Raw genomic sequence first — 26438 nt, forward strand, 5'->3', positions numbered from 1 at the left:
TGAGTCGAAGGGGGGCTATTATGTACAGGAAGACACCGATTGCTACGCCAAGGGAAGTGTTCAATATTTATGGTGACGAGAGCTGTCATCTGGAGAATGACGGTCAGAAGGTAATGGGGCTTGGGGCTGTTGTTTGCCCGATGCGCCATACTGCAGAGATCAATCATCGCCTCAAGACGCTCAAGGTTGAACACGGTATGCCCGAACGCTACGAGTTGAAATGGACGCGCGTGGGCATGGCAAAGATGGACTATTATGCCGACGTGCTCGATTTGTTTGCTGGCTATAAGTTTCTTCGATTCAGGAGCTTTCTTATCAACAAAAGCATCATTGATCACTCGCTTGTGCCTGGGCAGACGCATGATGAGTGGTATTACAAGATGTATTACAAGATGCTCAAGCCCATCGTTGAAGTTGATGATTTCGAATACCATATCTACGTAGACATCAAGGACACCCATGGCTATGAGCGCGTACAGGATCTTGGGCGCATTTTGAGGTGTGGCATCGGCGACTATAATGGCGAACGCATTACTCGTGTGCAGGAAGTGCGAAGTCATGAGGTTGAACTGCTGCAGTTGGCGGACTTCATTCTGGGCATTGCCGTGTACGAGAATCGAGGTGAATACAATAGCAAAGCCAAGCGACAGGTCATCGAAATGTTCAAGGAGAAGGTTGGAGTGAGGGATCTCACGAGGTGTACGCCTTACCGGGCTCATAAGTTCAACCAATGGATATGGGAGTAAGAATGACAGAGGCCGTCTCATATAACCTCGTCTGGCTCCCCGACCTAATCATGCTCAAAGACTACAATGGGGATTGGGACGCATATCTCGATGCCGCGTACGCTTATTTTGCTGCGGACTTCATCACCGACAAGCCGAAACTGCTGGAACATGAAGTGAAGTCGAAACGCCAGATAGCCTATAACGGACAAGACCACTCATTTTGGCATTGCATCGAGGAAAGCGCCGGAGGGGCAAAGGATGAGGAGAATCGCATTCCGAAGATAGCACTTGTTGAGCGCATACGATGGCCGCGTCCCGTTATCGAGCATGCCGTCAATACGCCTGGGGTGCTTGCTTGGAGCGAGATCTATCGTGGCCATGGTACCAAGAAACGCGTGCACCTTTTCGTGGAGGATGAGGACTATTGTGTTGTTCTTGACCCACGTGGTAAAGATTGCAACGGGCAACCTGCCTACTACTATCTCTGGACGACATTTCTTTGCGAGACCGATCGGCAGCACGACAAGCTGCTCAAGCGGTATGCAAGAGGTGAGAAAATGAACTGAGGCCGCCACAGGGGACGGCCTCGCAACAGGTTTCACTGCTGGGTGAATCTGTAACAGCTAGTATATCTGCCGCCGGAAGAAAATGCTAGATTTCGTAGCTGTTTTGGCAATAGTCTGCTTCCTTGTGTCTCTTCGTAACCTGGCAGTGTAGCGAATGTTCATTGACGCCTTGATCGGCCATATGAACATTAGGGGCGCAATCCGTGACCTAGACGGCGGCTATTTATCTTCCTTCCTACGCTTCGGCGGGCCAGCTGCGGATGGTCTTCATCCCGAAGAGGGTGATGAGGGCCTCGTCGACGGCGGCGCGGTCGGGCAGCTCGGCGACTTCCTTCCGGCCGCCGGCGCGCTTGGTGAGCACGCCGTCCTTGAGGCCGAGGTAGCCGTCCGCGGTGCGCAGGTTCGCTATCTCGTGGTCGCGGAAGAGCGTGCCCGGCTGAGCGAAGAACAGGTTGAGAGCGTTGAAGTCGACGTCCTCGACGACGGCGGTGCACAGCTCGAGCTCCACCTGGCGCCGCTCGGGCGCTTCGTCATCATACAGGTCGCGTGCAGCGCGCGTGACGCGCTCGACCTTCCACCAGGTGCTGTCGATGCGGCGAGGCGTGTAGAGCTCGCCGGCGACGTGCTGCTCCACGCCGTGCTCCAGCAGGAGCGCGCCGGCGGGCATGGGGCCGCCGAAGCCCACGTCAACGAAGAAGTCACCGTCGTCGAGGCGCACGGCGAGGCCGCGGTGGTTGATGGGCATGCGCGCGTCGCGTCCGCGCACCGAGCGGCAGAGCACGGGTCGCGCGTCGAACCCGAGCGCGCGCAGCAGCTCCTCGAACAGCTTGTTCAGCTCGAAGCAGTATCCGCCGAGGCGGCGGGCGACTATCTTGCCGAAGAGGGCGTCGACTTCTAGGTCGGGCACGGCGCCGCGGCGGTGCAGCGTGACCGTCTCGAAGGGCACGCTGCACTGGTGCCGGCAGACGAGCGCGTCGAGCGTGGCGCGGTCGGCGCGGACGGGATCGGTGAATCCGATGCGGTCCAGGTAGGCCTGGGTCATGTTCTCGGTGAGCATGAGAGGGTCTTTCTTCTCGTCGGAGCGTTGCAGGCTCCGCTCGTCATTTCGCAAGAAAAAGCGAGCAACGCAAAGGCGCGCAGCTTATCGAGTCGCGCGCCTGACGCAGGTGCGGCCATGCGTGTGACGCAGGCGCTTGCGCTGCACGCTTTAGGCGTAGATCTCCTTCTCCACCACGAGCTCGTTCTTGATCTTCCCGACGAGCTTCTGCAGCGCGTCGATGCAGCGCGGGCGGATGTCGGCGCCGATGAGCACGTACATGAGCGAGTCGCCCACCTTGCAGGTGCCCTCGTTCAGCCACACGCGCACGTAGTACACGCCGTCCCAGGTGAGCGCCTCGTTGACGGCGGCCTCAAGGCCGGCGGCGTCGTAGGAGAACTCGACCTGCGCCACCTCGCCAAGGCCCTCGACGCCTTCGCGCACCTGCGCCTTCGGCGTCACGCGCACCACGCCGTTGTGCGTGAGGAACATGCCGCACTGCGCCGCCTTCGGGTCGGCCTTCGCCTCCGCGAGCCACTGGTCGATTGACGGTTCCTGCTTTGCCATGGGAATCTCCCTTCGCTAAAGATAATAGTTCTGCCCCATTATAGGGGACTTTGGGCGGGGCGAGGGCTGGGAGTTTATGCAGGTTGGGGCTTCAAGTTCGGCGTGGCTCCCGGCGCGTCCTCCGGCCCGGCCCCCGGCGTCTGCCCCTCGCGCCTGTCACCTCCTTGACAATGGCGGCGGATATTTTCCCGACAATTTACCTGATGGAAAAACGCGCCTTTGTTCGTCACGGTATACTGTGTGGACTTCACACGCTCGATGCTAGACTGTCGGCTTTGCGCGCCCTGCGGCGCCGAAAGCCGGCCCACGAAAGGACCCGCTATGTCTCTGCCCGCCTCTGACCTGACGAAACAGCCCGACAACCGCACCACCATGGATTTGGGCGCGGTGCTGCCGATGACCGCGGAGGTGCGCGACGACCACCTGTTCATCGGCGGCGTGGACATGGTCGAGCTCGCGCGCGAGCAGGGCACGGCGCTCTACGTGTTCGACGAGGCCGACCTCGTGAGCCGCATGGAGTCCTACCGCGACGCCTTCCGTGCCCGCTACGAGGACTCCGACATCATCTACGCGTCGAAGGCGTTTCTGAACAAGGAGGTCGTGCGCCTGGCGAACGCTGAGGGCATGTGCCTCGACGTGTCGGGCGGCGGCGAGCTGGCATGCGCGCTGAGCGTGGGCTTCCCCGCAGAGCGCGTGTTCGTGCACGGCAACAACAAGACGCCCCAGGAGCTCGAGGAGGCCATATCCGCCGGCGTCGGCCGCATCGTGGTGGACAGCCGCATCGAGCTGGCGCGCGTGAGCGAGATCGCCGGGCGCCTCGGCAAAGCGCAGGACATCTACCTGCGCATCACGCCGGGCGTGGAGGCCGACACGCACGAGTACATCCGCACGGGCTGCGAGGACTCCAAGTTCGGCTTCAACATGCGCGACGACTTCGCGTTCACCTGCGTGGGCACGGCGCTTGAGACGCCGAACGTGCGCCTGGCCGGCCTGCACTGCCACATCGGCTCGCAGATCTTCGCGCTGCACTCGTTCCGCGAGGCGGCGGCCGTCATGGTGGAGTTCATGGCGCGCATCCGCGACGAGTACGGCCACGTCATCGAGGAGCTCGACCTGGGCGGCGGCCTGGGCGTCGCCTACACCGCCGACGACCGGCCGTCCTCCATCGAGGACTTCGCCGAGGTGACCTGCTCCGCCGTGCGCGAGCTGTGCGGGCAGCACGGCTTGCCGCTGCCGCGCCTGATGGTGGAGCCGGGCCGCAGCCTGGTGGCCACGCCGGGCGTGACGCTCTACACCGTGGGCATCCTCAAGACGCTGCCGGGCATCCGCAAGTACGTGGCGGTCGACGGCGGCATGTCCGACAACATCCGCACGGCGCTCTACCACGCCGACTACGAGCCGACCATCGCGAACAAGGCGGGTCAGCCGCGCACCGAGATCGTCACGCTGTGCGGCAAGCACTGCGAGAGCGGCGACGCGGTGGTGATCGACATGCCGCTGCAGCACCCTGACCTGGGGGACGTCGTGTGCGTGTTCGGCACGGGCGCGTACTGCGCCACCATGGCCTCGAACTACAACGGGCAGCCTCGCCCGGCCGTGGTGTTCGTAAAAGACGGCGTCGCGCGCGTGGTGACTCGCCGCGAAACGTATAATGATCTCTATCGGCGAGATCTGTAGGCTCAGCGAGACCTGCAGGTCCGAGGGATTCGCGCTTCGCGGCAGAACGAAGGAGAGAGCACGACATGGCGGTTAGAATTGGCTTGGTGGGCACCGGCACGGTGGGCGGCGGCTGCATCGACATCATCTTGAAGCACAAGGACGCGTTTCTGCGCCACTACGGCATCGACATCGAGCTGGCGCGCGTGTGCTCGCTCGACCCGTCCGAGGCCGAGGCGCACGGCGTGGGGCACCTGTTCACGGACAACTTCCGCGACATCATTGACGATCCCGACATCGACCTGGTCATCGAGCTGATCGGCGGCACCACGTTCGCGCGCACGGTGGTGCTCGACGCGCTGGGCGCCGGCAAGAACGTGGTCACGGCCAACAAGGCGCTCATGGCCACCTGCGGCAAGGAGATCATGGAGACGGCTGCGGCCAAGAACCGCGAGATCGCCTTCGAGGCCAGCGTGGGCGGCGGCATCCCCATCATCGGGCCGCTGAAGCACTCGCTGATCGCCAACGAGATCAGCTCGGTCATGGGCATCGTGAACGGCACCACCAACTACATGCTCACGCGCATGGACGAGGACGGCATGGACTACGACGCCGTGCTCGCCGAGGCGCAGGCGAAGGGCTTCGCCGAGGCGAACCCGTCAGCCGACGTCGACGGGTTCGACGCTGCCGCCAAGATCGCCATCCTGGCGTCCATCGCGTTCAACTCGCGCGTGACCATGGATGACGTGTACACGCGCGGCATCACCAACATCACGCCCGTCGACCTCGAGACGGCGCGCGACATGGGCTACGTGGTGAAGCTGCTGGCCATCGCGCACCGCACCGAGGGCGGCATCGACGTGCGCGTCCACCCCACCATGATCCCGGTCGACCACCAGCTGGCGAAGGTGAACGGCGTGTTCAACGCCATCTACGTGACGGGCGACTTCGTGGGCGAGACGATGTTCTTCGGCGAGGGCGCCGGCGCGGGCGCGGCGGCGAGCGCGGTCATGGGCGACGTGCTCGAGGTGGCGCGCCACATGCAGCAGGGCATCGACCCCATCGTGGGATGCACCTGCACCGACGAGCTGCCCATCCTGCCGATAGAAGAGCTCTCGATGAAGTACTACATCCGCTTCACCGTGTCAGACCGCCCGGGCGTCCTGGCGGCCATGGCGGGCGTGTTCGCCAACCACGGCGTGAGCGTGCACTCGGTAGTGCAGCGCGGCCAGAAGAACGGCGGCACCGTCGAGATCGTCTACGTGACGCACACGGCCAAGGAGCGCGCGATTCGCGAGGTCATTGAGGAGATCCGCGGCCTTGACGACGTCCTGCACGCCGAGCCGTCGCTCATTCGCGTCGAGGAGTAGCGAGCTTCGCCTGGGCCTGCCTCGTTGGCGTGACGACGGGGCAGGTCGGATTTCGGCAGGCAGCCTCGGCAGGCGACGGGGCTCTGGCAGGCAGCCGGCTTTCGGCGGGCAGCCAGGGTTCCGGCGGGGCGAGCTGGGTTTCGGCAGGCAGCCGAGTTTGATTGGGGTTTCGAAGGGGGTCGAAGAGGCCTCCTTCTTTACTCATAGATGCAGAACGCAGGGTGGTTTGTCAAACGTGCCGAAGAGGCGGAGAAGGAGTGCATTGATGCAGGAGAAGCGCGTGGGCGTTGTTTTCGACTGTGATGGGACGTTGCTTGACTCGATGGCGGCATGGCGGGAGCTGGAGTCAAGTCTGGCTGAGCGCGCGGGCGCGGAGCTCGCGAAGGAGGACACCGACGTCCTCACCACCATGACCATCCCCGAGTGCGGCGCGTATCTGCACGGCAAGTTCGGGCTGGGGGAGTCAGGCGCCGACGTCGAGCGGATGATCGACGAGCTCATGCGCGACTACTACGAGAACCGCGCGGTGGCGAAGCCGGGCGCGCTCGAGCTCGTGCGCGCCCTTGACGCGCGCGGCGTGCCCCTGGCGGTGGCGTCCTCCTCGCCCAAGCCGCTGCTCGACGCGGGGCTGCGCTCAGCGGGGTTCGCGCCGTATCTGCGGGCGGTGGTGTCAGTTGACGACGTGGGGGCTTCGAAGCGCGAGCCCGCGGTGTACGACCGCGCGCGCGAGGCGCTCGGCACCACGCGGGAGCAGACCTGGGGCGTGGAGGACGCGATCTACGCCATCAGGACGCTCAACGCAGCCGGCTACCGCACGCTCGGCGTCCACGACTGCGACTTGTCCGCAACCAGGGATGACCTGAGGAGGGAGGCCGACCTGTTCGCAGAGTCCCTCGTCGAGGTAACCGTCGACATGCTCCTCGGGGACTCGTAGAGGACTCCCAGGAGACGTTTCACGAAACGCGTTTCGCGAAACGCAGCGACGAAAGCGTGTTTCGTAAAACGCGCTGGAAAAGACACTTTGGGAAGCTGTTTTGTTAAACACGTTTCGCAAAGCACACCGTAGGGGACGTTCCGCGAGACGCGTTCCACGAAACGCGTCTCTTTAAGCACGCCGACATTCGTGGCGTTTTGCGAAACGCGTTGCGAGAAACGTCACGAAACGTGCTGAGAGAAGCGCTATGAAACGTGCTGAAGAAAACGTCACAAAACGCGTTGCGAAAGTGCGTGGCGGAACGCATTGAGATAATCGGCGGCGGTTGCGCGTGGCGGCTAGTCCCAGGGATCTGCTTCGAAGAGGGGCTCGCGCTCGGCGGGGCGGTCCGAGTAGGGGTCGTAGCCGTCGTCGTCCTCGTTTTCCGCACGCAGGAAGGGATCGGGCGCATCAGCGTCACGCGGGATGACCGGCTTGTACACCACGCGCACGTGCGGCTCGCTGCTTGGCATCGCGAATCTTCCTCCTTGACGGCAGAACGAGTGTTTCACGTGAAACATTCTACACGTTGCCGCCGTCCCGCGCATCACGCAGGCGCGTTCGCGGGCACATAAGCGCAGGCAGGCGCGTTCTTCTGCGCGAGGTGCGTCCGTATGCGCTTATGCAAAATCAAGCGCAACTGCAAACGATGCGTCCGCGCGGGGCGTTCGCCGCGGCGAATGCGACCAGCGTCCGCAATCGCCCTTCGCGCTCTACCCCTCTTCGTGCTTGCCGGTCAGGTTGATGTCGTAGGGCGTCGTCTGGTACACGTAGTAGTTCAGCCAGTTGGTGTAGAGCAGCTGGGCGTGGGCGCGCCAGGTGGAGCGCGGCGTGGCGGTGGGGTCGTCGTTCGGGTAGTAGTGCGCGGGCAGCGCGATGTCGAGGCCGCGCGCCACGTCGCGGTCGTACTCGGCCTTGAGCGTGCCGCGGTCGTACTCGGGGTGCCCGAACACGAAGAAGTTCGACGAGTCCGTCGACTTCGCGATGTAGACGCCGGCCTCGTCTGACACGGCGACCAGCTCCAGCTCGGGATGTGCCTCGATGTCGGCCGCGTGCACCTCGGTGTAGCGGGAGTGCGGTGCCTGGAAGACGTCGTCGAACCCGCGCATGAGCGGGGAGGTGCGCTTGACCACGTCGTGCTCGAACACGCCGAACACCTTCCGCGGCAGCTCGTGCTTGGGCACGCCGTAGTGGTAGTAGATGCCTGCCTGCGCGCCCCAGCAGATGTGCAGCGTGGAGTGCACGTTGGTCTTCGACCACTCCATGATGGCGCAGAGCTCCTCCCAGTAGTCCACGTCCTCGAAGTCGAGCAGCTCGACTGGCGCGCCCGTGATGATGAGGCCGTCGAAGTGGCGGTCGCGTACCTCTTCGAAGGTGGTGTAGAACGTCTCGAGGTGCTCGGCCGCCACGTTCTTCGCGTCGTGGCTGGCGGTCTGCAGAAGCTCCACCTCGATCTGCAGCGGCGTGTTCGACAGCTTGCGCAGGATCTGCGTCTCGGTGGTGATCTTGGTGGGCATGAGGTTCAGAAGCAGCAGCTTCAGCGGGCGGATGTCCTGGTGCATGGCCCGGTACTCCGTCATGACGAAGATGTTCTCGCTCTCGAGCGCGGCGGTTGCGGGCAGTGAGTCGGGAATGCGGATGGGCATGGCAGAAATCCTTTCAGACGGTACGTTCCGTCCACTATAAAGGAACTGCGCGCGCGGCGGCGCCATGTGTTCGGCTGCGCGCAATACGAAGATCTTGCAACTGGCTATCGAAGAAAACGCGCATCGGACTATCGGTTGCAAAACTATAATAGGCAAATCATCGCATTCGATGCCGTCGCGCGCCACGACGCAGCGCAGCGTGCGCGCCCTGCGCGCAGCACGCGCCGCGCCGCGACGCGCGACGGGCTAACCCAAGTCGAAGGAGCATCCCCATGACCCAGTCGATCAGCACCACCTGCGTGCAGGGCGGCTACCGCCCGGGCAACGCCGAGCCGCGCCAGATCCCCATCTACCAGAACACCACGTGGAAGTACGACACGAGCGAGCACATGGGCAAGCTCTTCGACCTGGAGGAGTCCGGCTACTTCTACACGCGCCTGGCGAACCCCACGAACGACTACGTGGCGGCCAAGATCGCCGAGCTCGAGGGCGGCGCGGCGGCCATGCTCACCTCGTCGGGCCAGGCGGCGAACTTCTTCGCGGTGTTCAACATCGCGGGCGCGGGCGACCACGTGGTGTCGTCGGCGTCCATCTACGGCGGCACGTACAACCTGCTCGCGCACACGATGCGCCGCATGGGCGTGGAGTGCACGTTCGTGGACCCCAACTGCACGGACGCTGAGCTCGAGGCGGCGTTTCGGCCCAACACGAAGTGCGTGTTCGGCGAGACCATCGCGAACCCGGCGCTCACGGTGCTCGACATCGAGCGCTTCGCCGCCGCCGCGCACGCGCACGGCGTGCCGCTGATCGTGGACAACACGTTCCCCACGCCGATTCTGTGCCGCCCCATCGAGTGGGGCGCCGACATCGTCACGCACTCCACCACCAAGTACATGGACGGCCACGGCGCCACCGTCGGCGGCGTGATCGTGGACTCGGGGAAGTTCGACTGGACGGCGCACGCGGACAAGTTCCCCGGCCTCACGCAGCCCGACGAGAGCTACCACGGCGTGGTGTACACCGAGCGCTTCGGGCTTGAGGGCGCCTACATCACGAAGGCGACGGCCCAGATCATGCGCGACTTGGGATCCATCCAAGCGCCGCAGAACGCGTTCCTCATCAACATGGGCCTCGAGAGCCTGCACCTGCGCATGGCGCAGCATGCGAAGAACGGCCTGGCGGTGGCGCGGCACCTGGCCGCGCATCCGAAGGTGGCCTGGGTGCGCTACCCCGGCCTCGAGGGTGACGCCGAGTACGAGCGTGTGCAGAAGTACCTGCCCGAGGGCGCGTGCGGCGTGGTGAGCTTCGGCGTGGCCGGCGGGCGCGCGGCGGCCGAGACGTTCATGGCGAACCTCAAGCTCGCGCAGATCGCCACGCACGTGGCCGACGCGCGCACCTGCGTGCTGCACCCGGCCAACACCACGCACCGTCAGATGAACGACGAGGAGCTGGCGGCGGCCGGCATCTCGCCCGATTTGGTGCGCCTGTCGTGCGGCATCGAGGCCGCCGAGGACCTGATCGCCGATCTCGACCAGGCGCTCGCCGCCGTCTAGCAAGCATGCGGCGGGGTCGCCCTCTCAAGGAGGCGACCCCGCCGCTTCAAAGTGGATTCAGGGTTGGGCTTCGGGCGAAGCGCGCAGCGCGTACGCTAGCATGAGCGCTAGGTCCCGCTGCGCGCGAGCAGCCGCTACGTGCGAGCAACCGGCACGCGTGAGCAGCGAGCAGCCGGCACGCGCGAGCAGCCGCGCGCGTTAGGCGAAGATGATGAGCAGCCCCAGCATGAGGCCCACGATGACGGCGAACGCCGGGGCCTTGCTGCGGTACATCAGCACCGACTGGGGGATGATCTCGCCGAACACCACGTAGAGCATGGCGCCCGAGGCGAACCCGAGGCTGGCGGCCAGGCCGAAGGGCCCCACGTCGCCGAGCCACAGGCCCAGCCACGCGCCCAGCAGCGTGGGCAGGCCGCAGGCCGCCGTGAGCGCCACGGCGCGCGCGCGTCCCATGCCGCCCGAGATCAGGGGCACGCTCACGGCCATGCCCTCGGGGATGTTGTGCAGGCCGATGAGCACGGCCATGACCATGCCCGTGCCGAGCATGAGGTTGTCCGATATGGCGAAGCTCGCGCCGATGGTCATGCCCTCGGGCACGTTGTGCAGCGCGATGGCGCAGGCCATCACCACGCCCGCCACCATGAGGCTCGCGCGCGAGTCGTTGTTGCGCTTGTGCTCGGCCCAGTGGTCGGCGTGGATGAGCTCGTCGATGTCGTCGTGCGTCTTGGGGTGCTCGGCGGAGGCCACGTGGGGCACCTCGTCGTGCGTCCGCCGGTCGATCACGTAGTTCAGCCCGTAAACCACGCCCACGCCTGCCACTACGGAGGCGATCACCAGCAGCACGCCCGGGTCGAGCACCTCGCCCGCGGCCTCGACTGACTCGGCGAGCAGGTCGAAGCACACCATGGCGGTCATCACGCCGCCCGCGAACGCCAGAAGCAGGCTGATGGTGCGGTTCGAGTCGCTCTTGCACAGCGCGCCGACCACGCCGCCGACGCCGGTTCCGCCCGCGCCCGACAGCAGCGTGACCAGCGTCACGAACCAGAACGGGTCCATCATCTCCATCGTGAAAGCTCCTCCTCGCCTCGTGCGCTGCGTGCCGCGGTGCCGTCTGCGCGGGCGTGACGCCGCTTGCCGCCGCGCTCGCCTGCGCTGCGCAGGACGTGCGCGCTCTTCGCGGACACGACGTCGCTTGTCGCCGCGCAGGACGTGCGCGCTCTTCGCGGGCCGTGCTCGCCTGCGCCGTCTGCTCGCGTTGCGCCCATCCGCACCGTGCTGTCCCGCGCGTGCCGCGCTGTCTCACGCATGTCGCGCGAGGCGTAATCCTCCCAAAAGTTTCGTACGGCTCACTATGATAGAGAAAAAAGCAGCGGGGCGATTCCGAATTCGGAAACAGCATAAGCGTTAGCCAAGGTTAACCCTACGCCGAGCCCAGCAGCTGGTCCAACGTTGACCCTACGCCGAGCCCGGCAGCTCGTCCAACGTTAACCCTACGCCGAGCCCGGCAGCTCGTCCAACGCTGACCCAGCATCAACCTAGCAGCTTGCCCGGCGCGGACCCGCCCCCTTCGCCGCTTCCGCACCGTCCCGCCCAACTTCCGCCCAACGCCCGCCCAACTCCCGCCCCACCCAGCCCCCATCCAATCCCCACCACCCCAGCCTCCATCGGGTATTCTCGCGACTTTTCCGCATTTCTCGTTGACTTTCTCACGCGCGCGTATATACAATGCAAAAGTTCGCTTTCAAAAGCCCCGTAAACGCAGAGCGTGCTGCGGAGCGCGGAAAGAGGGAGTCCAGGCCCACACCCCGCGTGCTGGCGTAGGAAACCAGCGCCAAGGCAACCTGCACTTTTGAAAACAAACACATCCTGCAAGGCGCGCCAGCGCGCAAGCAATGGCGGTGAAACGCCATGTAGGACAAGCATTTATTGGAGGAACTTAAGTGAAGACGTATTATGCGAAGCCCGGTGAGGTTGAGCGCGAGTGGGTCGTCATCGACGCGGAGGACCAGGTTCTCGGTCGCGTGGCTGCCAAGGCCGCTCACATCCTGAAGGGCAAGCACAAGCCGCAGTACACCCCCCATGTTGACACGGGCGACTTCGTGATCATCGTCAACGCGGATAAGATCCGCCTGACGGGCACCAAGGCTGCGCAGAAGACCTACTATCGTCACAGCGGTTATCCCGGCGGGCTCAAGTCCGAGACCTTCGCGGAGGCCATGGCGAAGCACCCCGAGCGCGTGATCGAGCATGCCGTCAAGGGCATGCTGCCGAAGAACACGCTGGGTCGTGCCATGGGCAAGAAGCTGAAGGTTTACGCTGGTGCGGAGCATCCCCATGCCGCGCAGCAGCCCCGCAAGATTGAGATGGAGGGTTAATCATGGCGAATGAAGCTCTGTACTACGGCACGGGCCGTCGTAAGAACGCAGTCGCTCGCGTGCGTCTCGTTCCCGGCACCGGCAAGGTGACGATCAACGGTCGCTCGGGCGACGAGTACTTCGGCCGTGATGCTCTGCTCAACTACGCGAAGACCCCCTTCAAGGTGACTGACACCCAGGGTCACTTCGACGTGATCGCCCGCATCAACGGCGGCGGCATCTCGGGCCAGGCCGGCGCGCTGCGCCACGGCATCTCCCGCGCGCTGCTCGAGGCCGGCGACTACCGCGCCGAGCTGAAGAAGGCCGGTTTCCTGACGCGTGACGCCCGCGTGGTCGAGCGTAAGAAGCCGGGTCTCAAGAAGGCTCGCAAGCGCCCGCAGTTCAGCAAGCGCTAGTTTACGCAGCGGCATACGCTTTGCAGCAGACGGCTCGCCAGCAACCTGGCGGGCCGTTTCCTTTTGCGCGGCGAGCGCGTGCTCGTCCGCGCCATCGCTCCCCGCGCCCCCAAGCCCGCGCCCTCGCGTCCGCACTTTCGCCGCCCGCACTCTATGTCTCACGCGTTCGTAAACCCTCGCGTGCTTGCTTCGCTTCGGCCTGCCCCACGCTCCCAAGCCTGCGCTTGCTCGCATCCCCCCGCTTTCGTTACATATGCTTCTCCCGCCTGAAAACTTCCCGAAACATTCGGCCAGTAGTTTGATGAGGGTAAGTTACCGAGGGTTTTTCGGCGCGGGCATGGTATCGTATCTCCATGCGTCGTCGACGTTTTGCGAGGTCGGCGCCGTGCATGAGACATCCGCTTGAGCGCAAGTGAGGAGCGACACTTTTATGGCAAGGGTATCAGAGATCTACGGCTCAATGGTCTTCAACGAGCACACGATGCAGGAGCGCCTCCCATCGGCCACCTACAAACAGCTCATGAAAACGATCAGAGACGGCGCGCCGCTTGACATCGAGGTTGCGAACGTCGTCGCCCACGCCATGAAAGAATGGGCCATCGAGCAGGGCGCCACGCACTACACGCACTGGTTCCAGCCGCTGACGGGCATCACGTCCGAGAAGCACGACGGCTTCATCGACCCCTGCGGAGACGGCCGCGCCATCATGAGCTTCTCGGGCAAGGAGCTCATCCAGGGCGAGCCCGACGCGTCCTCGTTCCCCTCGGGCGGCCTGCGCGCCACCTTCGAGGCCCGCGGTTACACGGCGTGGGACCCCACGTCCTACGCGTTCATCAAGGACGAGGTGCTCTGCATCCCCACGGCGTTCTGCTCCTACACCGGCGAGGCGCTCGACAAGAAGACGCCGCTCCTGCGCTCCATGAAGGCCCTCGAGGAGCAGGCCAAGCGCGTGCTCGCGCTGTTCGGCGAGTACCCGGCGCGCGTGACCACCACGCTTGGCGCCGAGCAGGAGTACTTCCTGATCTCCGAGAAGGACTACGAGCAGCGCCTTGACCTGGTGCTCACCGGCCGCACGCTCTTCGGCTACCCGCCGTGCAAGGGCCAGGAGCTCGAGGAGCACTACTTCGGCGCCATCCGCCCCACGGTCAACGAGTTCATGAAGGAGCTCGACGACGAGCTGTGGAAGCTCGGCGTGCCGGCGAAGACGAAGCACAACGAGGTGGCCCCCGCGCAGCACGAGCTGGCGCCCATCTTCGCCAACACGAACCGCGCCATCGACGAGAACCTGCTCACCATGGAGAAGATGCGCCTTCTGGCCAGCCACTACGGCCTGGTGTGCCTGCAGCATGAGAAGCCGTTCGAGAACATCAACGGGTCCGGCAAGCACAACAACTGGTCCATCTCGGCGGGCAAGAAGAACCTGCTCGACCCGGGCGAGAACCCCATCGAGAACCTGCGCTTCCTGGTCTTCCTGACCGGCGTCATCCAGGCCGTCGACGAGTACCAGGAGCTTCTGCGCATGTCGGCCGCGAGCGCGGGCAACGACCACCGCCTCGGCGCGAACGAGGCGCCGCCGGCCATCGTGTCCATGTTCCTCGGCGACGAGCTGGGCGCCGTGGTGGACGCGCTCATCGACGAGCACGACTACACCTCGGCCGAGCGCGTGGCCATGGACCTCGGCGTCGACGTGCTGCCGAACTTCCTCAAGGACAACACCGACCGCAACCGCACGAGCCCCTTCGCCTTCACGGGCAACAAGTTCGAGTTCCGCATGCCCGGCTCGACGCAGAACCTCTCCGACTGCAACATGGTGCTGAACGCCGCCATGGCGAAGTCGCTCAAGGAGTTCGCCGACGTCATGGAGGGCAAGTCGGGCGAGGAGCTTGAGGCGGCCGCCATCGACTACATCAAGCAGACGCTGCGCGACCACCAGCGCATCATCTTCAACGGCGACGGCTACTCCGACGAGTGGCCGGTCGAGGCCGCCCGCCGCGGCCTGGCGAACAACCACACCACGGCCGACGCGCTGCCGTGCCTCGTGAGCCAGAAGTCGATCGACCTGTTCAGCGAGTTCGGCATCCTCTCCGAGACCGAGGTGCGCAGCCGCTACGAGGTGAAGCTCGAGAAGTACAACAAGGTGATGAACATCGAGATCCGCACGATGAAGCGCCTGACCCGCCGCGACTACCTGCCGGCTGTCAACAAGTTCGCCGCCGAGGTGGCGCGCCACATCACCGAGGTGCGCACGGCGATGCCCGACGCCGACCTGTCGAGCCAGGAGGCGAAGCTGCGCGCGCTCGTCGAGGGCTCGGCCGAGATCAGCAAGCATCTCAACAAGCTGCACGAGCTGCACTACGCGTCGCTCGAGATCGCCGACCAGCAGGAGCGCGCGGACATGAACGCGCACGAGATCATCCCCGTGATGGACGACCTGCGCGCCGCCGTGGACAACATGGAGATCATCGTGGAGCGCGAGTTCTGGCCCGTGCCCACCTACAACGAGATCCTGTTCTACGCGTAGGAGCCGCCGGTTCGGGCGGGCGTGCAGGCCGCCGGCGCCAGCATGCGGGCGCCGGCGGGGATCGCTGGTTTGGGCGCGAGGATCGGCGACGCCAGCGGGCGTGCGGGCGTGCGCGAGCCGTCGATTCAAACAAACGCCGATAACGGCCCTTTTGCATCCACCTCAGGAAAATTCTGGATGAAAAGGCGCCGTTATCGACGATTCTCAGGCAAAAGTGGATGGAAAAGCTGCGTTATCGGCGATTTTGCTTGTGCAAACCACCGACAACGACCAGTTTCCATCCACGTTCTCTTCTGAGGTGGATGGAAAAGGGCCGTTATCGGCGTTCAGTGGTTTGCCGCGGCTCCGCTAGACCCCCTCCTTCAGGGACGCAGCCACGGAGCTGATGATGTCGTTGCGCTTGATGTGCCCGATGACCCGCGCCATGGGGGCGGCGGCGAGCGGCAGGCCGGCGTCGCACAGGCCCACCAGGGCCTCCGCCATCAGTTCGACGGCCTCGTCGGTCGGCGCGAGCGGGACGCCCGCGGTGCGCAGGACGGCGCCTGCCTCGGAGCTGTCCATCGGGTCGCGGTCGCCCATCTCGCGCAGCAGGTCGGACAGCTCGCGCGCGGCGGGCTCGCCCATGCTCGACGCGCGCGGCACGCGGCTGTAGCACGCCGCGGCCTCCTCGCGCCGACCCGTCTGCCAGAACGCGTAGGCCAGCCGGTAGTACAGGTAGAACACGCTGTCGTCGATCACGGCGTAGCGCAGCGCCTGCTTCGCCACGTCGATCACGAGGTCGTAGCGGTCGGCCTCCACGTAGGCGGTGATGAGGTCCTGGTAGGCCGACGGGCCCGACGGCGCCATCTCGACGCACGCCTTCGCCTGCGCGATGCCGCCGTCTGTGTCGCCCATGTCGGTGTAGAGGTGCGAGAGCGCCGTGCGGGCCGCGTGCGCCATGTCGGAGGCGCGGGCGTAGCGCATGCCCGGCTCGGCGCCGAGCCCCACGAGGTAGCGTGCGAACAGGCCCTCGCAGTACAGCGGCGCCACCTTGCCGGCTGCGGCGGCCTCGGGGTTCTCCTCGCGCAGGGCGGCGAGGTTCGCCGCGGTGAGCTCGTCGCCCTTCTGCACGATGTCCTCGAGCTGCGCGGTGGCCAGAAGCGGTGAGTCGTCGCGGTCGGCCATGGCGGCCTCGAAGCGCTCGCGCATGGCGAGGTCCTGCTCGCTCAGCACGTCGAGGTCGCACACGCGGTCGGCGTGCAGCGTCTCGGCCAGCTCAGGCGGCAGCGCGCGCGTGTCCTCCGCGAGGGGGATGCGGCGCTCGGGGAGGCTCGCGGCGAGGGGCTCGACGGGGAGGTTGTGCCCGGACGCGTCGGGCGATATGGCGAACTTCGCAGGCTTGATCAGGCCGAACAGCGTGGCAGGGTCACACTCGGTGCCCGGCGCGGCCATCGCGCCCTCCTTGACGGCGGGCATGACGCCCATCACGAAGGCCATGCGGTCGAACTCGAGCGAGAGGACCGCATCGCTGTCCAGGCCTCCCTCGTGCCCGTTGATGAGCACGCGCGTGACGCCCACGCTCGAGCCGAAGGCGGCTGCGGCGATGACCGTCGCCAGGCGCAGCGCGTAGGCGGCCGCGGCGGCGGGCTGCTGGCTCGCGCAGTCCTGCCACGCGCCCGCGCTCTCCACCCACCGCGAGCGCGGCATCTGGTCGGGGCAGGGCAGCGTGACGTCGGCCACCACCGTGCCCGACGTCGTGTCGACGTCGAAGCGGTACTCGAGGCGGTAGGGCAGCATGAGCGACTCGCAGGCGCGGGCGAAGCGCGTGCTCACGTCCCAGTTGCCGCCGCGCGCGCCCGTCGCGCCGCTTATGGTGAGCAGCTCGTTCTCCTTCTCGGCCTCGGCCAGGCGCGTCTCGGCGTAGCGCGTGATGGAGCGGATGTTCTGCCAGTCCCACTGCGCGTAGGCCGACTCGGGGTGGAAAATGGTGCGAGCCTCCGCCTGCACGGTCTGCCTGACGAGGATGAGGCGGTTCAGGGCCGACTCCACCCGCAGCACGCAGGCGCGCTGCTCGGGCGTCATGGAGCTGGCGTCGAAACTGATCCAGTAGAGCCCGGTGAGCGAGAGGTGCCGCAGCTCGATCGGGTGCTCGACGGCGATGGGGCGCAGGTTGGCCGCGCCGGCCTCGGCGAGCAGGCGCGCGGCGTAGCGCTCGAACGAGGTGACGTCGTCCTCGCCCGGCGCGGCCATCGACACGCGGAACAGCAGCCCGTCGATGGCGTCGGGCAAGGGGGCCTCCTTGAACGCGGCGAGCACTTCCTGGGGGGTCCGCCTCGTTTCGGGCGCGGCTTCGGGCTCGGCGTCGCTGCCGGAGGCGGCGTCGGGGGCGGTCCCGTTGCCGGAGGCGGCGTCGGAGTCGCGGGGGTCTTTCCTATGGAAGAAGTTGAGCATGGGGACGCTCCTTGCGTGCTTGGGTTCCGCGCGCCGCGCCCTTGTCGGCCGGGCGCGGCGCGCCTGTCGGTTGGGCGTCGCGTTCCCGCTGATCGGGCGTGGTGTGCGGCATGATGCTTCAGGGCATGATTGTGTCACAACTGGCGCCTTGGCGAAAGCCCTTTTCCCGTGCGTTGACGTGCGGGAAGGCCGCCAGCGCCTCATGTCCTCGGCCAGCACCGCAGGTGAGCGCCCTCGGTCGGCATCGCAGGCGCCGCGTCTCCGGCCGCATCGTGGTCGCCGCGCCTCCGGTCGGCATGGCACGGCTGGTCCTCGCCCCTGCCGCGGCACGGCGCCCGCATCCCTCCCCTTCGCCTTCTCTTTTCGATCCTGCCGGCGCGCCTCGTTTGCGGTAAGATGATCTGATCCAAACGGGGCGCGGCTCGCGTGCAGCGCGGCTCGCAGGCGTGCGCGCAGTGCGGCTTGCGGGTGCGTGCGGACCCATGCGCAGCACAGCTCGCACGCGGCTTGCGGACATGCGAGCACGCAGCTTGCGAACTCGCGTGCAGCCCGCGCGCACGCGCCGCGCCCAGACGCGAAGGGGAGGTACCGTGGACAAGCGCGTCTACACTTACGATTCCACGCTGCGCGACGGCGAGCAGTGCGAGGGCATCACGCTGTCGCTCGAGGACAAGCTGCGCATCGTGCGCCGGCTCGACGCGTTCGGCATCGACTACGTCGAAGGCGGCTTCCCCGCCTCCAACCCCAAGGACATCGCCTTCTTCGAGGCCGTGCGCGCCATGCCGCTCGCCCACGCGAAGATCGCGGCGTTCGGCAGCACGTGCAAGAAGGGCGTGCCCGCCGCGGAGGACCAGGGGCTGGCCGATCTGCTGGCGTGCGGCGCCCCGGTGGTCACCATCGTGGGCAAGACGTGGGACGCCCAGGTCACGCGCGCGCTGCAGACCACGCTCGAGGAGAACCTGCGCATGATCGCCGATTCGGTGGCGCACCTGAAGGCGGCGGGCCGGCGCGTGGTGTTCGACGCCGAGCACTTCTTCGACGGCTACGCGGCCAACGCCGGCTACGCGCTGGCGTGCCTGCGCGCGGCGCACGAGGCCGGCGCCGACTCGATCGACTTGTGCGAGACGAACGGCGGCGCGCTTCCCTTCGACGTCGAGCGCGTCGTGTCCGAGGTGGTCGCCGCCTTCCCCGGCCAGGCGTTCGGCATCCACTGCCACAACGACTCGGGCTGCGCGGTGGCCAACACGCTCGCGGCCGTGCGCGCCGGCGCGTCGACGGTGCAGGGCACCGTGAACGGCATCGGCGAGCGCGTGGGCAACACCGACCTGCTCACGGTGATCGCGAACCTCGAGCTCAAGTGCGGCGTCACCTGCGTGGGCGCGGGCAGCCTGCGCAACCTCACGAGCCTGGCGCAGTACGTGGCGGAGCTGTGCAACGTGTCAGTGCCCGCGCACCACCCCTACACGGGCACGTCGGCGTTCGCCCACAAGGGCGGCCTGCACGCCAGCGCCATCGCGCGCTTCCCCGAGGCGTACGAGCACGAGCGCCCCGAGGCCGTGGGCAACGGCGCGCGCATGCTCGTGAGCGAGCTGGCGGGCAAGGCGTCGCTCGTGCAGAAGGCGGCCATGCTCGGCATCGACCTGGTCGACGCGGGCGTCGACGTGCAGGCCATCCTCGACGACATCAAGGAGCGCGAGGCGCGCGGCTACACCTACGAGGTGGCCGACGGCTCGCTCGCCCTTCTGCTGCGCCGGCATTTGGGCACGTACCAGCCGGCGTTCACGCTCGAGAGCCTTCGCGTGATCATCGATGACCGCGAGGACACCGGCGCGCTCGCGAAGGACGCCACCTCGGAGGCCACCGTGAAGATCCACGTGGGGGACAAGCGCATCGTGGCCACGGGCGAGGGCGTCGGCCCGGTCGGCGCGCTCGACAACGCGCTGCGCATGGCCATCAGCGAATGCTATCCCGAGGTGAGCAGCATGGAGCTCGTGGACTACAAGGTGCGCCTGCTCGACGAAAGCCAGGGCACGGGCGCCATCACTCGTGTTACCATCACAACAGCCGACGGCCGCGGGAGCTACGGAACCGTGGGCGTGTCGGAGAACGTGATCGAGGCGTCGTGGAACGCGCTGGTCGAGTCCATCGAGTACGGGTTGTTGCGTCTTTGCTGACTTTATACAGCACGAGGGTTGCCATAGAAGATGAGGGTGAAGAAGGCGAGAGGCGAATGAGCGAGATCAGAACGAGGGAAGTGGACGACCTGCTGCGCGTGCTGTCCACGCTTGACGACGAGGACACTATCTTCGCGCTGCTCGAGGACTTGTTCACTATCCGCGAGATCCGCGAGACGTCCCAGCGCCTGGCCGTGGCGCGCCTGCTGTCGGCGGGCAAGTCGTACGCGGTCATCGAGGAGGCCACGGGCGCCTCCGCCACCACCATCGCCCGCGTCTCGAAGTGCCTGAGCTACGGCACCGGCGGGTACGCGTCAGCGCTCGAGGTGCTCGCGCGCACCGAGTAAGGCTCGGTCGGGGCGCCGCTGGCGAAGCGTGAGAGCTGCGCGGGGCGCCGCTGGCGAAGTTCATGCATTGTCGCAAGCGCTCGGGCGCATGTCGGTTGACAGGCGTTGATCGCCTCATGCTGTCGGTATTCTTCTTTTCGTACTCCTTCTTTTGCCATTGGCGAAGCGTGAGGGCTGCGCGGGGCGCCGCTGACGGTATCGCGAGAGCTGCGCGGGGCGCCGCTGGCGAAGCCGAAGCGCCCGCTGGCATGAGGCGCGGCAGCGCGCCCCTCCTTTCCCTGCGCAGGGGCGTACCATGGGCGCTCATCCAATTTGCCTGCCATGCGGCTTTGGGCGAGGCAGCGCGGCAACGCGTGAGCGAAGGGACGAGGGGGATCTCAAGATGGTTCTGTTTGTGAACGCCTGCATTCGTGGCGAGCAGTCGCGCACGCTGCAGCTGTGCCGCGCGTATCTGGGCGCGGTCAAGCGCGCAGGCACGGTGGTGCGCGAGGTCAACCTGGAGCAGCTGCACTTGACGTCGCTGTCGGCGCAGAAGGTGGCGTTCCGCTCGCAGCTGCAGCGCCGCGGCGTGTATGACGACGACGTGTTCGACCTGGCCCACCAGTTCGCCGAGGCCGACGACATCGTCATCGGCGCGCCGTACTGGGACCTCACCTTCCCCGCCGCGCTCAAGACCTACATCGAGCACGTGAGCGTGGACAACGTCACGTTCCACTTCACGCCCGACGCGCGCTACGAGGGCCTGTGCCAGGCGCGCCGCATCACCTACCTCACCACGGCGGGCAGCCGCCTTACGCGCAACCTCGGCTATGACTACATCTGCGCCCTCGCCGAGATGTTCGGCATCCCCGAGGTGCGCTACGTGGTGGCCGACGGGCTCGACGCCGAGGGCGTCGACGTCGACGAGGAGATGGGGAAGGCCCGCGCGCAGATCGCGCAGCTGCTCGCTGAGGACGGCATCGAGCCGTAAGGGCAGGGGTGCTGCACCCTGGCGTTGCTGCGCTGGACGTCTCGGCATGTCGCTGCGCCAACGAGTCCTGGTGTGCCACGTGAGCACGTGCCGCTGCACCAGCGCAGCGCCCTGCCGTCGTATGAGTGCGCCTCGTTTTTGCGCGCTCTGCGTGCTGTGCAGATTTTCTAGGTGATTTTGGCAGAAATCTTCAGATATTTGTCGATCAGCTGCCCGCTGAGGACAACTTTCGCACTTGCGACATTGTTCTATTATGCAAAGTACCTGATCGCAGCTGCGATATCTTTTCGTAATGAGCAGAGTGGCAACTTCAGATGGGCTCCATGCCACAGAAATCGACAAATATCTGAAGATTTCTGCCAAAATGCCGGATTTTTTCTGCAAGCAAGCGGGAAGGCGGTCAGGGGGTGGGGCCGCCTTCCCCAAAAGGAGGAGTGATGCCGTTGGCGGCGGCATCGGCCCGAGGTCGCCGGGGAGGGCGGCTCTCGGGCGGCGCTGGTGGATGAGGCCAGCGCCTAAGGAGAGAGAAGAAGGAAAGGATGGGAAAGCAAGGTGACCCTTGCTTCGTTTCCATTCCGCGATGAGAAGTATGCCAGCTCGCGCGCCCCGCGAGTGCGGGAGCGCCGCATGGTTACCGGGCCGTTGACGGCTGTTGACCGGGGCGTTGCGCGATGGCGTTTGGTCACGCGTTGCGCAGGGCGCGATGGCGCTCGGCATGCCGTACAGGGCGCGAAGGCGCTTCGGCGCTTGGCAAGGTGCCTGCGTGGCGTGATGAGCTGCCTGCGTCGTGTGGCGCTCGTGTTGCGCGAAGGCGTTTGGCGTGCGCTCCTTTCCCGCCGTGCGGCGCATGCTATCATGGACGCCATGACATGGGTGGGCATCATATCTGACACGCACGGCGCGCTTGACGCGCGCGCCTTCGCGGCGCTGTCCGACTGCGACCACATCATCCATGCGGGCGACATCTGCGGGCCGTCCATCCTGCGCGAGCTCGAGTGCATCGCGCCGGTGACCGCCGTCCTCGGCAACAACGACTTCCTCGAGTACGGCAGCGCGGTCACGCGCTTCGCGCGCCTCGTGATCGACGGCGTGCGCTTCTTGGTGGCGCACTACCCGCAGGACGTGCGCATCACGTACGCGGGGTCGAGCGCGCTGGCGCCGGGCGACCCCATCCCGCAGGTGCTCGTGCACGGCCACACGCACGTGCCGAAGCTCGAGACAGGCCCCGAGGCGCGTCCCGCCAGCCTGCTCATCTGCCCCGGCTCGGCCTCCCTCCCGCGCGGGGGCTCTCCTCGCAGCATAGCGAAGGTGCAGGTGAGCAAGGGGCGCATCCTGGGGGCCTGCGTGGAGTCCCTTGGCGGAAAGCCCATCCTGACCTGGGGATAGTCAACTGACCTGGGGCGGCAGCCGAAAAAGGAAAGGACCGCCGCAGCGGTCCTTTCCTCACGCACGTTGTCGGCGAAAGCCAGCGAGAGGTCCGGAGGTGCTCGCAATTGGCGCGAAAGCGAGGCGAAGCGTACTTCGTACGCGAGCCTCGCTTGGAGCGACAAGGGCGGGTACCTCCGGACCTCGCAGCGTCGAGCCGTTCCGTTGTTGCGTCAGCAACGACGGAACAAACTGCTAGAAAGCCTTGAACTTGTCCTTCGGGCAGAGGCAGATGGGGCACTTGTCGAAGTCGTCGCCCTTGTGGATGTAGCCGCACACGGGGCACAGGTAGTACGCGTCGTCATCGGCGGCGTCGATGTCGTTGTACGCCTGCAGGTACAGCTCGGCGTGCACGGACTCGGCGAGCTTGGCGCGGGTGAACACCTGCACGGCCTTCTTCTCGCCCTCCTCGACGGCCTTCGCGATGAACGCCGGGTACATGTCGGAGGTCTCGTAGATCTCGCCCATGGCGCCCGCGATCAGGTTGAGGTCGGTGGCAGCGCCCTCGGCAGCCGGCGCGGCGGGGCGCTCGTAGTCGGGTTCCATGCCCTTGATGACGGCGGCCTCGAGGCCGATGTGCACCTGCTCGGCGGCGGAAGTGGCCTCGAACAGGCGGGCGATCTGGTCATAGCCCTGCTCGCGCGCAGCGACGGCGCAGGCGGCGTACTTCGCGGAAGCGCCCGTCTCGCCGCACACGGCGGCCTTCAGGTTCTCGAGCGTGGTGCCCACGGTGGTGGTGCTGTCAGCCACGATGTTGAAGTTGGTGGAGTTGTCGGCGGTGGGGATGTTCGCGCGAACCTTCATGTAAAGCTCCTTTTCCTCGTCTCCTGGGGTGATGCCCCGTTGATGGATCCCGCACATTATAGAAGCGCCGCGCTCAGGGTGCCAGCGCGCGCGGCGATATTCCATGACAAGAGACGGACGTAAACCGCGGATAACTTCCATCGGATGCTCGACAAGCGCCTTGGGGCTGGCCGACGTTTGACGGGAGGTCGACGGCGGTCTGGCGAGAGCTCAACGAAGTTGGCAAAACCGGCAAAACTGGCGGAAGCCGATGGGAATCGGCGGAAGCGGGCGGAACGCTCTGCGCGCGCAAATGTTTCACGTGAAACATCCGTACGGTGACCTGCTCGCGCGAAACCGCCGTACGCCGTATAATGGGCGGCGAGACATGACGGGCAACTGATCAGCCGCGAAAGACGGCTGCGAGGGTCGCACCCGCGCGAGGCGGGCGCGCCTTCGGGAAGGAACGTGGATCCATGGAACGTGAGGTGGCGTGGAAGAAGTACGACGAGGCGACGCTAGCCGAGGTTGACGCGCTGGCGGCCGACTACATCGACTTCATCTCGAAGTGCAAGACCGAGCGCGAGTGCGCTCAGGAGATGGTGAAGCTGGCGGGGAAGGCGGGGTACCGCAGCCTCGACGCATGCGTGGAGGACGGGCTTGCGCTCAAGCCGGGCGACAAGGTGTGGACGCACGCGCACGGCAAGGCGATCGTGCTCGTGCACGTGGGCTCCGAGCCCCTGCAGGACGGCATGAACATCCTGGGAGCGCACATCGACTCGCCGCGGCTCGACCTCAAGCAGAACCCGCTGTACGAGAAGGACGGGTTCGCCCTGCTCGACACGCACTACTACGGCGGCATCAAGAACTACCAGTGGGTGGCGCTGCCGCTCGCGCTGCACGGCGTGGTGGCGAAGACCGACGGCACGGTGGTCGACGTGGTGATCGGCGAGGACGAGGGCGACCCGGTGTTCTGCGTGACCGACCTTTTGCCGCACCTCGGCCGCGCGCAGATGGAGAAGAACGGCAACAAGATCGTGGAGGGGGAGGACCTCGACCTGCTCGTGGGGAACCGGCCGCTCTGCTGTTCCGCTCGCCCTGACGGGACGAGCGGACAAGTCGACGCTGCGGCTTCCCGTGGCACCCAATCTTGCCACGCTGACGGAGGCTCGCCTACCGAAGTAGGCTTCGCCCCCGCCAGCCCGTCAATCTCGGGCACCACGGAAACCCTCGCTGACGTTACGAACGACCAGGGAGAGGAGGTCAAGGAGCCGGTGAAGGCGCTCGCGCTCAAGCTGCTCGAGAAGAAGTACGGCATCTCCGAGGAGGACTTCCTCTCCGCCGAGCTCGAGGTGGTCCCCGCCGGCCGCGCGCGCGAGCTGGGATTCGACCGCAGCATGGTCATCGGCTACGGGCAGGACGACCGCGTGTGCGCCTACACGTCGCTCGTGGCGCAGCTGGCGCTGGCCGCCGAGGGCGCGCCCGTACCGCGCCGCACGGCCGTGACCGTCCTGGTCGACAAGGAGGAGATCGGCAGCGTGGGCGCCACCGGCATGGAGTCGATGCTCTTCGAGAACGCCATCGCCGAGGTCATGGAGCTCGTCGGCGAGGGCGGCACGCTGCCTCTGCGCCGCGCGCTGGCGAACTCGCGCATGCTCTCGTCCGACGTGAGCGCGGGCCTCGACCCGGCCTACGCGAGCGTGTTCGAGGCGAAGAACGCCGCGTTCCTCGGCCGCGGCCTCGTGTTCAACAAGTACACGGGCGCGCGCGGCAAGAGCGGCTCGAACGACGCGAGCGCCGAGTACGTGGCGCGCGTCCGCCGCGTGATGGACGATGCGCAGGTGAGCTTCCAGACCGCTGAGCTGGGCAAAGTCGACGCGGGCGGCGGCGGCACCATCGCGTACATCCCCGCGCGCTTCGGCATGGACGTCATCGACTCGGGCGTGCCGGTGCTCTCGATGCACGCGCCGTGGGAGGTCACCAGCAAGGCTGACATCTACGAGGCGCGCCGCGGCTACGAGGCGTTCCTGCTGAACGCGTAATGAAATCCGCGCGCTCCGCGTGCGACCCCGCTCCCCTCGTACGCAATTCCGCGTGTTGATCCGCGTGCGACCCTGCTCCCCTCGCGTGTTGATCCGCGTGCGACCCTGCTCCCCTCGCGTGCGACTCCGCGCATGAGCTTGCGCGCGACTGCCTCGAGTGTTTCACGTGAAACACTCGGGCGGTTTTGCGAAACGTGTTTCGCAAAACACGCCGGAAGAAAACAGGAGGAAGAGAGGGGAGAGAAAACGAGCTTCCGAGAGACGAGGAGGATCCCATGATCATGAACGAACGCGACCTGCGGCACGCGCAGGCGGTCGACATCGCGCAGAAGATGATGGTGGCGGCGCGCACGGCCCCGAAGGGCAAGGGCGTCGACATCGTGGAGTGCGCCGTGGTCGACGGCGACGACGCCGAGCGCCTCGCGCAGGAGATGGAGCGCGTGTCGGAGGAGACGGGCTTCAAGTTCTTCCTGCGCGACGCAGGCAACGTGCGCGCGAGCGAGTGCGTGGTGCTCGTCGGCACGCGCGAGCAGGCGCAGGGGCTCAACTGCGGGCACTGCGGCTTCGCCACCTGCGAGGGGCGCTCGCAGGGCGTGCCGTGCGCCATCAACAGCGTGGACGTGGGAATCGCGCTCGGGTCCGCCTGCGCGACGGCGACGGACCATCGCGTCGACACGCGCGTCATGTTCTCGGCGGGCCTCGCCGCGCAGCGCCTGGGGATGCTCGGCGAGGGCGTGCGCCAGGTGTACGGCATCGTGGTGAGCATCTCCTCGAAGAGCCCCTTCTTCGACCGCAAGTAGCTGGCTGCGCGCGAGGCGCCGCGTGCCCGCCGCCTGCGCTGGCCGCACCTCGCCCGCGCCCGCGCTCGCCGCATGTCCGCG

Annotated in this window: 22 protein-coding genes; 15 read left to right on the forward strand and 7 right to left on the reverse strand. The window is 66.1% G+C overall.

Going from position 1 to position 26438, the window contains the following annotated elements; genetic code table 11:
• The first annotated feature begins 20 nt into the window (after positions 1-20).
• Together G7Y49_RS04440 and G7Y49_RS04445 are read left to right on the forward strand one after the other, a co-directional pair.
• Entirely contained in the window at positions 21-746 is a 726-nt protein-coding gene (locus G7Y49_RS04440; protein ID WP_165171449.1) for a DUF3800 domain-containing protein, read from the forward strand.
• A 50-nt stretch (positions 747-796) separates the two neighbouring features.
• Positions 797-1294, forward strand: a complete 498-nt coding sequence (locus tag G7Y49_RS04445) for a hypothetical protein (protein ID WP_206214549.1) — start codon at positions 797-799, stop codon at positions 1292-1294.
• Positions 1295-1529: 235 nt separating this feature from the next.
• Here G7Y49_RS04445 and G7Y49_RS04450 read toward each other — a convergent pair whose 3' ends face one another.
• Entirely contained in the window at positions 1530-2351 is an 822-nt protein-coding gene (locus G7Y49_RS04450) for an arylamine N-acetyltransferase (protein WP_165171453.1), read from the reverse strand.
• A 150-nt stretch (positions 2352-2501) separates the two neighbouring features.
• Entirely contained in the window at positions 2502-2897 is a 396-nt protein-coding gene (locus G7Y49_RS04455) for a molybdenum cofactor biosynthesis protein MoaE (protein WP_165171455.1), read from the reverse strand.
• 321 nt (positions 2898-3218) lie between these two features.
• Here G7Y49_RS04455 and lysA point away from each other — a divergent pair, with 321 nt between their 5' ends.
• The 3 genes from lysA (at position 3219) to G7Y49_RS04470 (ending at position 6857) form a co-directional block, all read left to right on the forward strand.
• Positions 3219-4574: a diaminopimelate decarboxylase gene (gene lysA, locus G7Y49_RS04460; RefSeq protein WP_165171457.1), complete on the forward strand. Its 1356-nt coding sequence runs from the start codon at positions 3219-3221 to the stop codon at positions 4572-4574.
• A gap of 65 nt (positions 4575-4639) precedes the next feature.
• Positions 4640-5923, forward strand: coding sequence for a homoserine dehydrogenase (locus G7Y49_RS04465; RefSeq protein ID WP_165171459.1), 1284 nt, complete (start codon positions 4640-4642; stop codon positions 5921-5923).
• A gap of 265 nt (positions 5924-6188) precedes the next feature.
• Positions 6189-6857, forward strand: coding sequence for an HAD family phosphatase (locus G7Y49_RS04470; protein WP_165171461.1), 669 nt, complete (start codon positions 6189-6191; stop codon positions 6855-6857).
• Between the two features lie 338 nt (positions 6858-7195).
• Here the strand turns inward: G7Y49_RS04470 and G7Y49_RS04475 are convergent, their stop codons facing one another.
• A complete protein-coding gene (locus G7Y49_RS04475) occupies positions 7196-7369 on the reverse strand; it encodes a hypothetical protein (RefSeq protein ID WP_165171435.1) in 174 nt (57 codons plus the stop codon).
• 240 nt (positions 7370-7609) lie between these two features.
• A complete protein-coding gene (gene metA, locus G7Y49_RS04480; RefSeq protein ID WP_165171463.1) occupies positions 7610-8542 on the reverse strand; it encodes a homoserine O-succinyltransferase in 933 nt (310 codons plus the stop codon).
• Between the two features lie 272 nt (positions 8543-8814).
• On the opposite strand from metA, the gene G7Y49_RS04485 reads away from it, so the two are divergent.
• Positions 8815-10095, forward strand: coding sequence for an O-acetylhomoserine aminocarboxypropyltransferase/cysteine synthase family protein (locus G7Y49_RS04485; RefSeq protein ID WP_165171465.1), 1281 nt, complete (start codon positions 8815-8817; stop codon positions 10093-10095).
• A gap of 198 nt (positions 10096-10293) precedes the next feature.
• On the opposite strand, the gene G7Y49_RS04490 is transcribed toward G7Y49_RS04485, so the two are convergent.
• Positions 10294-11160 carry a ZIP family metal transporter gene (locus tag G7Y49_RS04490; protein ID WP_241157265.1) on the reverse strand — a complete coding sequence of 289 codons (867 nt, stop codon included), beginning with the start codon at positions 11158-11160 and terminating at the stop codon, positions 10294-10296.
• Between the two features lie 875 nt (positions 11161-12035).
• On the opposite strand from G7Y49_RS04490, the gene rplM reads away from it, so the two are divergent.
• The 3 genes from rplM (at position 12036) to G7Y49_RS04505 (ending at position 15386) form a co-directional block, all read left to right on the forward strand.
• Positions 12036-12470, forward strand: a complete 435-nt coding sequence (gene rplM, locus G7Y49_RS04495) for a 50S ribosomal protein L13 (protein ID WP_165047013.1) — start codon at positions 12036-12038, stop codon at positions 12468-12470.
• A gap of 2 nt (positions 12471-12472) precedes the next feature.
• On the forward strand, positions 12473-12865 hold the full coding sequence (gene rpsI / locus G7Y49_RS04500) for a 30S ribosomal protein S9 (protein ID WP_165171467.1): 393 nt from the start codon (positions 12473-12475) through the stop codon (positions 12863-12865).
• Positions 12866-13295: 430 nt separating this feature from the next.
• Complete coding sequence (locus G7Y49_RS04505; protein WP_165171469.1) at positions 13296-15386, forward strand: glutamine synthetase III; 2091 nt, start codon at positions 13296-13298, stop codon at positions 15384-15386.
• Between the two features lie 348 nt (positions 15387-15734).
• Here the strand turns inward: G7Y49_RS04505 and G7Y49_RS04510 are convergent, their stop codons facing one another.
• Positions 15735-17816, reverse strand: coding sequence for a hypothetical protein (locus G7Y49_RS04510; protein WP_165171471.1), 2082 nt, complete (start codon positions 17814-17816; stop codon positions 15735-15737).
• A gap of 590 nt (positions 17817-18406) precedes the next feature.
• On the opposite strand from G7Y49_RS04510, the gene cimA reads away from it, so the two are divergent.
• From cimA to G7Y49_RS04530, 4 genes are all read left to right on the forward strand, one after another.
• Positions 18407-19990, forward strand: coding sequence for a citramalate synthase (cimA, locus tag G7Y49_RS04515; protein ID WP_241157266.1), 1584 nt, complete (start codon positions 18407-18409; stop codon positions 19988-19990).
• 56 nt (positions 19991-20046) lie between these two features.
• Positions 20047-20337 carry a YerC/YecD family TrpR-related protein gene (locus tag G7Y49_RS04520; protein ID WP_165171475.1) on the forward strand — a complete coding sequence of 97 codons (291 nt, stop codon included), beginning with the start codon at positions 20047-20049 and terminating at the stop codon, positions 20335-20337.
• 382 nt (positions 20338-20719) lie between these two features.
• A complete protein-coding gene (locus G7Y49_RS04525; RefSeq protein WP_165171477.1) occupies positions 20720-21307 on the forward strand; it encodes an NAD(P)H-dependent oxidoreductase in 588 nt (195 codons plus the stop codon).
• Between the two features lie 855 nt (positions 21308-22162).
• Positions 22163-22693, forward strand: coding sequence for a metallophosphoesterase family protein (locus tag G7Y49_RS04530; protein ID WP_241157267.1), 531 nt, complete (start codon positions 22163-22165; stop codon positions 22691-22693).
• 234 nt (positions 22694-22927) lie between these two features.
• Here G7Y49_RS04530 and ngr read toward each other — a convergent pair whose 3' ends face one another.
• Positions 22928-23536 carry a nigerythrin gene (ngr, locus tag G7Y49_RS04535; RefSeq protein ID WP_165171479.1) on the reverse strand — a complete coding sequence of 203 codons (609 nt, stop codon included), beginning with the start codon at positions 23534-23536 and terminating at the stop codon, positions 22928-22930.
• Positions 23537-23991: 455 nt separating this feature from the next.
• On the opposite strand from ngr, the gene G7Y49_RS04540 reads away from it, so the two are divergent.
• Positions 23992-25557: an aminopeptidase 1 gene (locus G7Y49_RS04540; protein ID WP_165171481.1), complete on the forward strand. Its 1566-nt coding sequence runs from the start codon at positions 23992-23994 to the stop codon at positions 25555-25557.
• A gap of 275 nt (positions 25558-25832) precedes the next feature.
• Positions 25833-26357, forward strand: a complete 525-nt coding sequence (locus tag G7Y49_RS04545; RefSeq protein ID WP_165171483.1) for a ferredoxin domain-containing protein — start codon at positions 25833-25835, stop codon at positions 26355-26357.
• The last annotated feature ends 81 nt before the right edge of the window (positions 26358-26438 follow it).

Source organism: Adlercreutzia sp. ZJ242 (assembly GCF_011038995.1).
In the GTDB taxonomy this organism is placed as follows: domain Bacteria; phylum Actinomycetota; class Coriobacteriia; order Coriobacteriales; family Eggerthellaceae; genus CAAEEV01.

Excerpts from the sequence above, each read along its gene's own strand:
- G7Y49_RS04485 (WP_165171465.1), top strand. The coding sequence starts at position 8,815 with ATGACCCAGTCGATCAGCACCACCTGCGTGCAGGGCGGCTACCGCCCG.
- G7Y49_RS04525 (WP_165171477.1), top strand. The coding sequence starts at position 20,720 with ATGGTTCTGTTTGTGAACGCCTGCATTCGTGGCGAGCAGTCGCGCACG.
- G7Y49_RS04490 (WP_241157265.1), bottom strand. The coding sequence starts at position 11,160 with ATGGAGATGATGGACCCGTTCTGGTTCGTGACGCTGGTCACGCTGCTG.
- metA (WP_165171463.1), bottom strand. The coding sequence starts at position 8,542 with ATGCCCATCCGCATTCCCGACTCACTGCCCGCAACCGCCGCGCTCGAG.
- G7Y49_RS04545 (WP_165171483.1), top strand. The coding sequence starts at position 25,833 with ATGATCATGAACGAACGCGACCTGCGGCACGCGCAGGCGGTCGACATC.
- G7Y49_RS04440 (WP_165171449.1), top strand. The coding sequence starts at position 21 with ATGTACAGGAAGACACCGATTGCTACGCCAAGGGAAGTGTTCAATATT.
- G7Y49_RS04475 (WP_165171435.1), bottom strand. The coding sequence starts at position 7,369 with ATGCCAAGCAGCGAGCCGCACGTGCGCGTGGTGTACAAGCCGGTCATC.
- G7Y49_RS04455 (WP_165171455.1), bottom strand. The coding sequence starts at position 2,897 with ATGGCAAAGCAGGAACCGTCAATCGACCAGTGGCTCGCGGAGGCGAAG.
- G7Y49_RS04520 (WP_165171475.1), top strand. The coding sequence starts at position 20,047 with ATGAGCGAGATCAGAACGAGGGAAGTGGACGACCTGCTGCGCGTGCTG.
- G7Y49_RS04510 (WP_165171471.1), bottom strand. The coding sequence starts at position 17,816 with ATGCTCAACTTCTTCCATAGGAAAGACCCCCGCGACTCCGACGCCGCC.
- rpsI (WP_165171467.1), top strand. The coding sequence starts at position 12,473 with ATGGCGAATGAAGCTCTGTACTACGGCACGGGCCGTCGTAAGAACGCA.
- G7Y49_RS04505 (WP_165171469.1), top strand. The coding sequence starts at position 13,296 with ATGGCAAGGGTATCAGAGATCTACGGCTCAATGGTCTTCAACGAGCAC.
- G7Y49_RS04540 (WP_165171481.1), top strand. The coding sequence starts at position 23,992 with ATGGAACGTGAGGTGGCGTGGAAGAAGTACGACGAGGCGACGCTAGCC.
- lysA (WP_165171457.1), top strand. The coding sequence starts at position 3,219 with ATGTCTCTGCCCGCCTCTGACCTGACGAAACAGCCCGACAACCGCACC.
- G7Y49_RS04530 (WP_241157267.1), top strand. The coding sequence starts at position 22,163 with ATGGACGCCATGACATGGGTGGGCATCATATCTGACACGCACGGCGCG.
- G7Y49_RS04450 (WP_165171453.1), bottom strand. The coding sequence starts at position 2,351 with ATGCTCACCGAGAACATGACCCAGGCCTACCTGGACCGCATCGGATTC.
- G7Y49_RS04470 (WP_165171461.1), top strand. The coding sequence starts at position 6,189 with ATGCAGGAGAAGCGCGTGGGCGTTGTTTTCGACTGTGATGGGACGTTG.
- G7Y49_RS04465 (WP_165171459.1), top strand. The coding sequence starts at position 4,640 with ATGGCGGTTAGAATTGGCTTGGTGGGCACCGGCACGGTGGGCGGCGGC.
- ngr (WP_165171479.1), bottom strand. The coding sequence starts at position 23,536 with ATGAAGGTTCGCGCGAACATCCCCACCGCCGACAACTCCACCAACTTC.
- G7Y49_RS04445 (WP_206214549.1), top strand. The coding sequence starts at position 797 with ATGCTCAAAGACTACAATGGGGATTGGGACGCATATCTCGATGCCGCG.